Annotated in this window: 10 protein-coding genes; 3 read left to right on the forward strand and 7 right to left on the reverse strand. The window is 61.9% G+C overall.

Annotation, left to right across the window (positions count from 1 at the left end; genetic code table 11):
* Positions 1 to 47: 47 nt before the first annotated feature.
* From ACW9I6_RS14815 to ACW9I6_RS14830, 4 genes are read right to left on the reverse strand one after another with little or no spacing between them, the layout of a single operon-like run.
* Entirely contained in the window at positions 48 to 1313 is a 1266-nt protein-coding gene (locus ACW9I6_RS14815) for an efflux RND transporter periplasmic adaptor subunit (protein ID WP_457339486.1), read from the reverse strand.
* Complete coding sequence (locus tag ACW9I6_RS14820) at positions 1303 to 2784, reverse strand: TolC family protein (RefSeq protein WP_008432459.1); 1482 nt, start codon at positions 2782 to 2784, stop codon at positions 1303 to 1305. The genes ACW9I6_RS14815 and ACW9I6_RS14820 overlap by 11 nt, the downstream gene beginning before the upstream one ends.
* Positions 2777 to 3976, reverse strand: coding sequence for an ABC transporter permease (locus tag ACW9I6_RS14825; RefSeq protein ID WP_177020717.1), 1200 nt, complete (start codon positions 3974 to 3976; stop codon positions 2777 to 2779). The genes ACW9I6_RS14820 and ACW9I6_RS14825 overlap by 8 nt, the downstream gene beginning before the upstream one ends.
* The gene (locus ACW9I6_RS14830; protein WP_023658970.1) at positions 3973 to 4680 is read right to left on the reverse strand and encodes an ABC transporter ATP-binding protein; all 708 of its coding nucleotides are present in this window, start codon (positions 4678 to 4680) and stop codon (positions 3973 to 3975) included. The genes ACW9I6_RS14825 and ACW9I6_RS14830 overlap by 4 nt, the downstream gene beginning before the upstream one ends.
* A gap of 363 nt (positions 4681 to 5043) precedes the next feature.
* Here ACW9I6_RS14830 and ACW9I6_RS14835 point away from each other — a divergent pair, with 363 nt between their 5' ends.
* A complete protein-coding gene (locus ACW9I6_RS14835) occupies positions 5044 to 5796 on the forward strand; it encodes a TetR/AcrR family transcriptional regulator (RefSeq protein ID WP_003211721.1) in 753 nt (250 codons plus the stop codon).
* Between the two features lie 230 nt (positions 5797 to 6026).
* On the opposite strand, the gene ACW9I6_RS14840 is transcribed toward ACW9I6_RS14835, so the two are convergent.
* Positions 6027 to 6515: an alpha/beta fold hydrolase gene (locus ACW9I6_RS14840; protein WP_457339487.1), complete on the reverse strand. Its 489-nt coding sequence runs from the start codon at positions 6513 to 6515 to the stop codon at positions 6027 to 6029.
* A gap of 55 nt (positions 6516 to 6570) precedes the next feature.
* Here ACW9I6_RS14840 and ACW9I6_RS14845 point away from each other — a divergent pair, with 55 nt between their 5' ends.
* Positions 6571 to 6951 carry a LysR substrate-binding domain-containing protein gene (locus ACW9I6_RS14845; protein WP_457339488.1) on the forward strand — a complete coding sequence of 127 codons (381 nt, stop codon included), beginning with the start codon at positions 6571 to 6573 and terminating at the stop codon, positions 6949 to 6951.
* Here ACW9I6_RS14845 and ACW9I6_RS14850 read toward each other — a convergent pair whose 3' ends face one another.
* Both ACW9I6_RS14850 and ACW9I6_RS14855 read right to left on the reverse strand, forming a co-directional pair.
* Positions 6952 to 8013 (reverse strand): FUSC family protein, encoded by a 1062-nt coding sequence (locus ACW9I6_RS14850; protein WP_003211716.1) that lies wholly within the window; start codon positions 8011 to 8013, stop codon positions 6952 to 6954.
* 154 nt (positions 8014 to 8167) lie between these two features.
* On the reverse strand, positions 8168 to 9793 hold the full coding sequence (locus ACW9I6_RS14855) for an NADP-dependent glyceraldehyde-3-phosphate dehydrogenase (RefSeq protein WP_102369501.1): 1626 nt from the start codon (positions 9791 to 9793) through the stop codon (positions 8168 to 8170).
* 159 nt (positions 9794 to 9952) lie between these two features.
* Here ACW9I6_RS14855 and ACW9I6_RS14860 point away from each other — a divergent pair, with 159 nt between their 5' ends.
* The gene (locus ACW9I6_RS14860; RefSeq protein WP_102369500.1) at positions 9953 to 10813 is read left to right on the forward strand and encodes a Dyp-type peroxidase; all 861 of its coding nucleotides are present in this window, start codon (positions 9953 to 9955) and stop codon (positions 10811 to 10813) included.
* Positions 10814 to 10893: the final 80 nt, after the last annotated feature.

The raw sequence follows: 10893 nt of genomic DNA on the forward strand, positions 1-10893 counted from the left end.
AACTGAGAGATTGCTATCTCGGGCAAGCCAGCTCCTAGAGGTCGGGTTCATGGACCGACCTTCACAAACCCAGGCTTCAACCCAAACACTTCAACCCCCTGGGCCGTCGACTGCCCGGTGGTCACCGTCACCCGCTCCACCGGTTTATCCATCGCTGCCCGATATTCCACCGTCATCACCCCATTCCCGCGACTGATCGCCTGGGCCGGTACGACAATCGCCTGGTCATTGTTGTAGGTCACAATGGTCAACCGCGCACTCATCCCCAACCTTACCCGTTGCAACTGTTGCGGGGTCAGCTTGGGAATCGACAGGGTCACCGGAAACTGCGCGCTACCCTGGCTGTCGCTGGCAATCGCCAAGCCACTGACCACGCTGACCGACCCCGTCAGCCGTTCCCCATCAAACCCGTCGCCCATCACCTCCACCGCCTGCCCTTGGTGCAACTGGTTGATGTCCAGCTCCGACACCTTGGCGACGATTTTCAGCTTCTCGATATTCGCCAGTCCAAACAGCACCTGGCCCTGGCTGACCTTGCTCCCGGCCTGCACCGGCGCGTTATTGCCCCCGCCGCCCTGGGTCGATGAATTACTGCCCGGCGCCGGCACCACAATGCCGGAGAACGGGGCCTTGACTTCCTTGCCGTCGAGCAGGGTATGCAGGGCGTCATATTTCACGGTGGCGTTGGTCAGCTCCATATCGGCGATCTGCCGGTATTCGCCCTTGCCTTGTTCAACGGTCTGTTGCAGCTCAGCGCGGGCGGCCGTCAGGTCGAGTTGTTGCTGGGTGGCCTGTTGTTTCAGGTCGTCGAGTTCGTTGCGCGGGATGATGCCGCGCTTGAACAGGTTTTCGCTTTCGGTGAGTTTGCGCTGGGTGTTGCTGGCGGTCATTTCGGCAGTGCGCAGGGTGCGGCGGGCGCGCCCGACTTGCTGGCCGCTGTCCCAGTCCTGCATTTCCTGCACCGTGCGCCGGGCCTTGAGCTGGGCGGAGAGGGCGTCGCGCAGTTGCACTTCGAGGGTGGCCGGGTCCATGCGCAGCAGCACCTGCCCGGCCTCGACCCGCTGGCCCTGTTCCACCAGGTTGGCCTGCACATTACCGTCGAACGGCGCGGTGAGGGTGATGGTGGTGTCAGGCTCGATCTTGCCCACCAGGCCGATCTGATGCACCAGCGGGTCGACCTTCACCGCCAGCCACTGCTCGGCGTTGCCGGGCTGGTTGGCGGCCGGGCTTTGACGGCTGAGCAGCGAGACGCCGACGCCGGCCACCAGCACAATCAACACGACGCCCAACAGGCGCTTCTTATTAGTAGTCATTGAGGGCGATTTCCCAACTTTCCAGCGTCATGCCCAAGGTCAAGTCGAGCTGAGTCTGGGCGTTCAAATAGGCAATCAGCGCATTGAGCCGCGAGTTCTCGGCGTTGCGCAGGTCGGTTTCGAAACTCAATACCTGGAAGTTCGTGGAGCGCCCGGCGCTGAGTTTTTCCCGTTCGATTTCGATCTTGCGCTTGGACAACTCTACCGCCCGCTGGGAAATTTCATACTGGCGCCAGCGAGTGCCCAGGTCGCGCACCACATCGTTGACGTCGCGCTCCAGTTGCTGGCGGGCGTCGGCGATGATGATCTCCTGGTTTTCCACATCGACCCGCGCGTGCACCTCGGCCTGGCGAGTGCTGATGTCGCCGATGGGAATCTGCACCTGCACGCCCGCGTAGCTGTCCCAGCGCCGGTTGCTGTTGTAGCCGTTATCGTCATTGGTGGCGGCCCGAATCTGGTTGGCACCGGCCACCAGGTCCACTTGCCAGCGGCCGGAGTCCTTGGCGATCACCAGGTTGAGGTCGGCCTGCTGGCTGCCGAGCAGGGTGGCGAGGTATTCCGGCTGCTGGTTCTGCGCCAGCACGAAAGCCTGGCGTTTATCGATGTCCATGGGCCTGGCTTCAAGGGCCTCGGTGGCGCGGATCGGTGTCGACAGGTCGAGGGCCAGCAGACGCAGCAGGGCCAGGCGGCTGGTGTCCAGTTGGTTCTGGGCTTCTTCCACCCCCAGTTGCTGGGTGGCGATATCGGCTTCGGTCTGCACAATCTCGAACTCGGCCATGCGCCCGGCACTGATCAGTGCCTTGTTCACTTCAAGCAAAGTGCCGGAGCGCTTGAGGGCGTCCTGCACGATGCTCAGTTGTTCCTGGGCCCGCAGCAACTCGCGGTAGGTGGCGATGATGTTGCTGATGGTCTGCGCCACGTTGGCCTTGAGGTTCAGGCGGTTGGCCTGTTCCGACAGGCGTGACAGGCGCAGCGGGGCGGTGGTGGCGTCCCAGCCGGCACCGCGCATCAGCGGTTGGATCAGCGACAGGTCGAGGCCGTCGCTGCGGTAGCGTCCGGCGCGATCGGCGTTGTTCAGTTGTTGGGTCCAGTTCATGCTCAGGCGCGTGCCGTACTCACCGAGCAAGGTGGCATTAGGCGCGAGGTTAGCGTTGCGGGAGCTGTCTTCAGTGCCTTTAGTCGTGCGGTAGTAGCTGTTCAGGGTCAGCTTGGGGTTGAACGTGTCTTCAGCCACCCGCAGGTCGAATTTCTGCGCCACCCGTTGCAGGTACGCGCTGCGAATCGCCGGGTTGTTGCGCAGGCCCAGGTACACCGCATCCCCCAGGGTCAGGGTGGTGGACTGGGCATTCAGCGACACGCTGCGTTCATAGCCACTGCGGGTGGTACTGGGCGCGGAGGGGCGAATCACCACGTCGGCGGCCACGCTGTGCAGGCTTACCAAGGCGGTCAACAACAGCAGCCGTTTATTCATCGCGCAGGGCCTCCACCGGCTGCAGCCGCGAGGCCGACACCGCCGGATAGATCCCGAAAAACAGCCCCACCAGCAACGTGCTGCCGACCCCGAGCGGCAGCGCGGCCACTGCCAGGGAAAACTGCCAGCCGGACAGCCTGGCATACAGGTACGCGGCGGTCATGCCCAGTACCGCGCCGCATACCGCACCCACGGCGGTCAGGGTCACGGCTTCCAGCAGGAACAGGTTGCGAATGTCGCGCTGGCGCGCCCCGAGGGCCATGCGAATCCCGATTTCCCGGCGCCGCTCCGAGACGTTCATCAGCATCACGTTCATCACGCCGACGCCGCCGCCCACCAGGGAGATCGCGCCCAGGGCCAGCAGCAGGTAGGCGAAGGTCCGGCTTTGGCGGGTCATGCCATCGATCATTTGCTGGGGTACCTGAATGTCGACATCGTGGTCGGTGAGCTGGGCTCGCAGTGCCACGGCTGAGTCCTGGGCGAGGCGTTCCATATCCTGGCCGGGGGTGGCACGGATGATCACGTTGCCGATTTGCGGGCTGGCGTAGATCCGGCGCATGCCCGGGGCGGGGACGAACAGCGATTCGTTGGCCTGTACGGGAATCAGCATTGCCCGGGGCTGGCTGTGCAGAATGCCCACGATCAGGAACAGGTAATCGTTGATACGTACCCGGTCGCCCAGTTGCAGCGGGTCGCCGGGCACGCTCAAGGCCTGGACGACCTGGTCACCGACGACCGCATAGGTTTCCCCAGCATCGAAACTCGACAGGAAGCGCCCGTCGCGCACCGACAGGCGCATGGCATCCTTGAGGTCCGGCGTACTGCCGACGAGGCTTGCGTTCCAGGTACGGCCATGGAACACCACTGGCCCGCTGAACAGCGAGACCGCACCGATATGGGCAATGCCGGGAACGCTGCGGCGCACGGCTTCCAGGTCCAGGCTGGCGGGCATTTGCGCAGTGCTGGCACCCCTGGGCGGGAATTGCGCCACCAGGGTGTCGGTGCCCATGTCCTTGAAAATCATCGCCGCGTCTTCGGCGGCGTTGTGCCCGATATTGATCAGCGCCACCACCGAGGAACTGCCGATGACGATGCCCAGCAAGGCCAGGATCGAGCGCTTGCCCAGGGTGCGCAGGCTGACAAACGCCTCGTACAGCAACTGGCTCAGGCTTTGTTCGACCCGCAGGCTCATAGGCGCCCGGCCTCTTGCACCACGCCATTGCGCACCAGGATCTTGCGATTCAGGCGTTCGGCAATGTGCGGGTCGTGGGTGACGATGATCAGCGTCACCTGCTGCTCGCGGTTGAGCGCCAGCAACAGGTCCATGATCTCCTGGGCGGTGGTGCTGTCGAGGTTGCCGGTGGGTTCGTCGGCGAGGATCACCGACGGGTTGCCGACCAATGCCCGGGCGATGGCGACCCGTTGGCGCTGGCCGCCGGAAAGGTCGGCCGGGCGATGGTGGGCGCGCTCGGCCAGGCCCACCTGGTCGAGCATGCGCAGGGCCTGTTCCACCGAGTCGTGGCGTGACACGCCGCGGTAGCTCAGGGGCAGGGCGACGTTGTCCAGGGCACTGAGGCGTGGCAGCAGGTTGAAACTCTGGAAGACGAAACCGATCTGCTGATTGCGGATCGCCGCCAGTTGATCGGGGCTGGCGCTGAAGATGTCATGGCCGGCAAAGCGGTACTGGCCGCAGTCGGGCAAATCCAGCAGGCCGAGAATATTGAGCAGGGTACTTTTGCCGGAGCCGGAGGCGCCGAGGATGCCGCAGCTGTCACCGGTTTCGATGGCCAGGCATACATCATTGAGAATCGACAGGTGTTGACCGGCCAGCTGATAGCTTTTGCCGATGCCTTGCAAGGAGATAAAGCCTGGGTGCGCGGGGGTATCTGTCATCATGACTACGCCTGCAGCCTCGACAGCGCCGTGCTTCCCCCGAAAATCCTTGTAACAAGTTCAGGAGCTGCCTGGTACACGTCACGGACTGGTTTTATTTCTTGTTTTTAAAATATTGTTTGAATACTAACCGCGATCCAGCCGTTCCGCCAGCCATGGATATAGAGCGGTTTTACCCTTTGAAACGATTCTTCAAAGGGACGTTTCCGGCGCTGAAAAAATCCATCAGCTACCCTCAATGAGCCCGTTGCTGTTGGCTTTGAATAGTATGGCGCTGTGTCACTACTTGCTTTCAGGCAGCGGCCCCGGTATAAAAAATCAAATTAATTTTTAAAACAATATTTCCGCAGTGGAACCCCAATCCCTATGGTCGCGAAGAAACTCAGCGCTCCAAACGTTACCAAGACCCGATTGCTGGATGCGACAGAGGCTCTTTTCATCAAATACGGCTATGACGCTGTTTTGTTGCGGCAGATAACCGAGAGGGCCCAGGTCAATCTCGCTGCGGTGAATTACCACTTCGGGGACAAGGACTCCCTGATGAAAACCCTGCTGATGCAGCGCCTGGAGCCGCTCAACGAGCAGCGCCTGGAGTTGCTCGCCCGGTGCGAAGCCGAATCCGACGGCCCGCTGGATTGCGACACCTTGCTCGGGGTGCTGTTCGCCCCGGCCATGGGCCTGGAACGCAGCGACCCGGCCAGCGGGGAAGGGCGTTCATTCATCCGGTTCCTGGGGCGGGTGTACAGCGACACGTCGCCGTTTATCCAGGAATACCTCAAGGTGCATTACCAGCCGGTGTTCCAGCGCTTCTTCGAAGCCTTCGCCCTGGCGCTTCCGGACTTGCCGCGCAACGAGCTGGGGGTGCGCCTGCAATTTGCCCTCAAGGCGATCTCCGGGGTGATGGCCGGTACCGAGCTGCGTTTGCTGATGAACTCCATGAGCCTGGGACGCCCGGCCACGGATGCCGAGGTCATGGCCAAGCTGATTACCCTGGTGTCGGCGGCGATTCGTGTGCCGCAGCAAAGTCCTGAAGCCGAAACGGCCCTGGCGCGGGTGCTCGATACCCAGCGCGCGATACGTGAGCAAGCGGCGTCGCCTGTCAACAAGGTGGCTCGTTGACCCATCAAGACCGGCTCGCAATGAGCCGGTTTGCTTCGACTCCTCTCTCCAGAAACTGTGTGGCCACTCAAATCCCGGGCAAAAAAAACCCGCTGGGGCGGCGGGTTTTTAACTACAACGTTTGTAACGGATGAGGCTTTACCCTACGTCTCTGGATGTGAATAAAACGTGAAAAATATGTAAGAGAAAGTGTGAAATCTATTGGCTTGTGTAATCCCGACAAATGGCAGTCAGCGTTTACTGTGAACCTGGCCGATAAAGTCTACAAGGTACTCACTCACCCGTTCCGGCGCATCCTCCATCAGAAAGTGCCCGGCGTTTTCCACCACCTGCAGCACGGCCCCACGAATGTCGTTTCGCAGGCGATGTGCATAAGCCAGCGGCTGCCATTCATCTTCAGCGCCCCATAAAATCTGCACCGGCAAATCCATGCCCGGCAGGCGCTTCGCAAAATCGGCGGTATACCGCGAGTCGTAATGCGCCACCTGATGCTGGTAGAACGCTGGCTGACCGATCACGCCACTGATCGGCGCCAGGTATTCCTCCAGCAGCGCGCCCTGCATCACGCTCTTGTCGAACACCGCCATGGCCAGTTGTCGGATCATCAACGCGCGGTGTTCATCCGGTGCCATGCGCGCATGTTCGGCAAACCGCTGATGAATCCCGCGCCAAGTGGGCGATGGCCACGAGTCATAGCTGGGGGCGTCGGCGACCGTCAATGAGTGCACCCGCTGCGGGTGGTCAAGGGCAAACAGCAGCGCGTTGACGCCGCCGATGTCAACCGAACAGGTGCACTGGTGCGCCCGGCCAGGCTGGCAGCCTGCGCCTGACGAATGCGTGCGGCTGATCACCTTCGGCCCCGGCTGTTTTTACCGGCAACTGGCCCAGGAACGCCTGAGCGCCTTGGGCATTCGCTGGCAGGTGGTGGTGGAATGTGGGTCGGTGGAGGGTGTGGTATCGGCCATCGCCGCCGGGTTGGGCATCGGCCTGCTCAGCAGTGACCATCTCGACAAGCGCGTGGAAGTGTATCGCCCCTTCGGCCAGCGGATGCCGCTGCCCGAAGTGGCGAACGTGTTGCGCTTTGCCGAGGACAGCCCCGAGCCCCGGTTACAGGCGTTGCAGCAGCTGTTGATACAGGCGCTGCACCGGGGCTGATCAGATTTTCCAGTGGCTGGCGCTCTTGGCCAGGCGCTGGCGCATGGCGTCAATATTGGCTGCCAGTTGCAGGGTCAATAACCGGTAACCGTCCAACGCGTTGACCACCGGCACTTCAAAGGTCTGTTCGTGGGTCGGCGTGGTGCTCGGACGTTCCAGCCGGTCGGTGGCCCCGGATTGCAACGCCCGCGCCATCCCGATCAACTGCACCCGAATCTGCCGGTGCTCGGCTTTCAACGCCACCTGCATGCGCGCCAGGGCTTCCTTGTCCCGTGGGTCGGGGCGGGTGTTGCCGAGGATCTCCAGGGTGCTGATGCACATCCGCAAATGCCGCTGCAGGGTGTCCAGCTCGGTCATGGAAATCCGCACTTCCTTGGACACCGATGGCATCAGCGAGCGTAGTTGCAGCATCGCGGCGTTCAGGCGATTCAGCAGCTTGAGGTGTTCATCATCGGTGACCGATTGGCCGCTGATGATCCGGCTATAAATCGCCGCGCAATCGCGCAAGGCACTGGCCAGGTTGTAGCGCCAGGAATACACCGCATACAGCGGCAGGGCGAAGGAAAACGCCAGGGCCAGGACGATGCCGATCAGGATGTCGACCGTGCGCCACAACCCGTCCGATATCGGATTATCGCCATGGCCCGCAACGATAAATACGGTGATGGCCGACAGCAACGCGATGTATCCGCCCTTGCCGATGGCGTGATAGGAAAAGAACCCGCACACCACCGACATCAGCAAATAGGTCAAAAGTGGCTGCCCCAGATACGCCTGTTGCAGCACCAGCAGCAAACCGACGCTGGCGCCGATCAACGTGCCGTAGGCGCGCTCGACGGCTTTCTTGCCGATATTGCCGTGGTGCTGCAAACCGCCGATCACGATCAGCATCGTCACCGAGGCCCACTCACCATGGGGCAGGTTGATGCCGGTGGTGAGCAGGATCGTTGCGAGCAACCCAATGGAAACCCGCACCGCGTGGATCAACTTGGCGTGACGGTAGCGCCGATACGGGTCCAGCAACGGACGCAGCAAGCGGCGGGCGAAGAGAGGGAGATTCATTGGTATCAGGGTAACCTCGTTGTTCAGGCTTCACTCAGTTCCAATGTGGGAGCGGGCTTGCTCGCGAAGGCGGCGTGTCAGTCAATACATCCGGCGACTGAACCACCGCTTTCGCGAGCAAGCCCGCTCCCACATTTTTAGATCGGTGTCGGGCTCAGAAAATATAGTCAGTGGTCAGAAAGCTCGACGTGCGTTCCTGCAGGATGTCACTGACCAGTTCCTTGTTGCTCGCCTGGAACTTGGTCGCCACCAGGGTACGGATCGAAAACACCCGCAACGCATCATGTACCGACAGCGTACCCTCGGCGGAGTTCTTGCGCCCGTTGAACGGGAAACTGTCCGGCCCGCGCTGGCACTGGGCATTGATGTTGATCCGGCCCACCTGGTTGGCGAACGCGTCCACCAGGCGCCCGACTTCCCTCGGGCTGGTGCCGAAGATACTCAGTTGCTGGCCGAAGTCCGACTCCAGCACGTAGTCGATCACCGTCTCCAGGTCGCGGTAAGGCACGATCGGCACCACCGGGCCGAACTGCTCCTCGTGGTACACGCGCATCTGCGGGTTCACCGGGTACAGCACCGCCGGGTAGAAAAACGAGCCACGGCTGGCGCCGCCATTCTCGTTCACCACCTTGGCGCCATGGGCCAGTGCGTCGGTCACCAGGCCGCCGAGGTAATCCACCTTGCCCTGCTCGGGCAGTGGCGTCAGCGACACACCGTCTTCCCACGGCATGCCAGGCTTGAGGGTCGCCAGCTTGCGGTTGAATTTCTCGATAAAGCTGTCGACCACATCCTCATGCACAAACAGGATTTTCAACGCGGTGCAACGCTGGCCGTTGAACGAGAGCGAACCGGTGACAGCTTCGTTGACCGCATTGTCCAGGTCGACCTGCGGCAGCACGATCCCGGGATTCTTTGCATCCAGGCCCAACGCCGCGCGTAGCCGGTGCGGTTTCGGGTGCAGTTTCTTCAAATCGCTGGCGGCCTTGTTGGTGCCGATAAACGCAAAGATATCGATCTTGCCGCTGGCCATCAGCGCGCTGACGGTTTCGCGGCCGCTGCCGTAGATCACGTTGATCACGCCGGCCGGGAAGCTGTCGCGGAACGCCTCCAGCAACGGGCGAATCAGCAGCACGCCGAGCTTGGCCGGCTTGAACACCACGGTGTTGCCCATGATCAGCGCCGGGATCAGCGTGGTGAAGGTCTCGTTCAGCGGGTAGTTGTAGGGGCCCATGCACAGTGCCACGCCCAGCGGCACCCGGCGGATCTGCCCCAGGGTGTCCTGTTCCAGCTCGAAGCGGCTGGAGCGGCGGTCGAGTTCCTTGAGGGCGTTGATGGTGTCGGTGATGTAGTCGCAAGTGCGGTCGAACTCTTTCTGCGAGTCCTTGAGGTTCTTGCCAATCTCCCACATCAGCAGCTTGACCACTGCGTCACGCTGTTCGCGCATACGCCGCAAAAACGCTTCGACATGCTGGATGCGATCCACCACGCGCATGGTCGGCCACGCGCCCTGGCCACGGTCGTAGGCGGCCACGGCAGCGTCGAGGGCGGTCAAGGCGGTGTCGGCGTCCAGCAGCGGGGTGCTGCCGATGATCACCGGCGTGTCACCGTCGGTGCCGCGCAACTGCACCGGGCTGCGTACTTCGGCCAAAGGGCCGTTCCACACATGCAACTGGCCGCCGACCAGGTAATCACGTTGTTCGATGGGCGCCGCGAGCCGGAATTGCTCGGGAATCTCGGCGGCAGTGGGAAACAGCTGGGCGAGCAGGTTGTCGGTGGTCATGTCGCTACCCCTGGAATGGTTGCAAAACGTGACTAGAGATTCACCCATCAACGGCCCGTGTGGCAAGGGCTAGACGCATTAACCCGCGAACCTTGGAAAACCTTGAGCACAACCGTGAGCTCGCCGGGTAAACTGCGCGGCTTTCTTGAAGGAGTTCACATGAGTCAGTACCAGCCGGGCATTCTTGCCGCACCGGTGCCGTTGCAGGCACGCCATCTGTTTTTTGCCATTGAGTCGCTGGATGCCGTGCCTGCCGCACTGGATGCGCTGGTGCAGTTGGTGGACGCCAGTGCGGTGGTCGGTTTTGGTGAGCCGCTGGTCAATGCCCTTGGCGCCCGGATTGACGGGTTGCGGGCGTTCCCTCATGTGAGCGGGCCGGGGGCGGAGAATCCGTCGACCCAGCAGGCGCTGTGGGTCTGGTTGCACGGTGTGGATCGCGGTGAGTTGCTGTTGCGCAGCCGGGCGTTCGAGAAGGCCCTGGCGCCGGGGTTTGGTCTGGTGCAGATGACCGAGGGGTTTCGCTACAAGACCGGGTTTGATCTGACCGACTATGAGGATGGCACTGAGAATCCGCATGATGATGCGGCGGTGGAGGCTGCGGTGGCGCAGGGTGGTGCGAGTTTTGCGGCGATCCAGCAGTGGCAGCATGATCTGGATGGGTTTGCGGCGTTGCCAGCTCTGGAGCGGGACCACATTATTGGTCGGCGCCATGGTGATAACGAGGAGCTGGAGGACGCGCCGGAGTCGGCGCACACCAAGCGTACGGCTCAGGAGAGTTTTACCCCTGAGGCGTTTGTGGTGCGGCGGTCGATGCCATGGGCCGAGAATGGTCAGGCGGGGTTGATGTTCCTGGCGTTTGGGCATTCGTTTGATGCGTTTGAAGCGCAACTGCGGCGGATGAGTGGGCTTGAGGATGGGATTGTTGATGGGTTGTATCGCATTAGCAAGCCGTTGACTGGGGGGTATTACTGGTGTCCGCCGGTGCGTGATGGGCGGGTGGATTTGAGCTTGGTGCGCTGAGGTTTTTGTTCGGGGTACATATCCATTATTTAGGTAACGGCCGCCTATGGTTCCGCTCTTACAGCGGGTCACTTTTGGCA

Source organism: Pseudomonas sp. SDO5522_S412 (assembly GCF_054071215.1).

Excerpts from the sequence above, each read along its gene's own strand:
- ACW9I6_RS14830 (WP_023658970.1), bottom strand. The coding sequence starts at position 4,680 with ATGATGACAGATACCCCCGCGCACCCAGGCTTTATCTCCTTGCAAGGC.
- ACW9I6_RS14825 (WP_177020717.1), bottom strand. The coding sequence starts at position 3,976 with ATGAGCCTGCGGGTCGAACAAAGCCTGAGCCAGTTGCTGTACGAGGCG.
- ACW9I6_RS14815 (WP_457339486.1), bottom strand. The coding sequence starts at position 1,313 with ATGACTACTAATAAGAAGCGCCTGTTGGGCGTCGTGTTGATTGTGCTG.
- ACW9I6_RS14845 (WP_457339488.1), top strand. The coding sequence starts at position 6,571 with ATGTCAACCGAACAGGTGCACTGGTGCGCCCGGCCAGGCTGGCAGCCT.
- ACW9I6_RS14820 (WP_008432459.1), bottom strand. The coding sequence starts at position 2,784 with ATGAATAAACGGCTGCTGTTGTTGACCGCCTTGGTAAGCCTGCACAGC.
- ACW9I6_RS14855 (WP_102369501.1), bottom strand. The coding sequence starts at position 9,793 with ATGACCACCGACAACCTGCTCGCCCAGCTGTTTCCCACTGCCGCCGAG.
- ACW9I6_RS14860 (WP_102369500.1), top strand. The coding sequence starts at position 9,953 with ATGAGTCAGTACCAGCCGGGCATTCTTGCCGCACCGGTGCCGTTGCAG.
- ACW9I6_RS14835 (WP_003211721.1), top strand. The coding sequence starts at position 5,044 with ATGGTCGCGAAGAAACTCAGCGCTCCAAACGTTACCAAGACCCGATTG.
- ACW9I6_RS14850 (WP_003211716.1), bottom strand. The coding sequence starts at position 8,013 with ATGAATCTCCCTCTCTTCGCCCGCCGCTTGCTGCGTCCGTTGCTGGAC.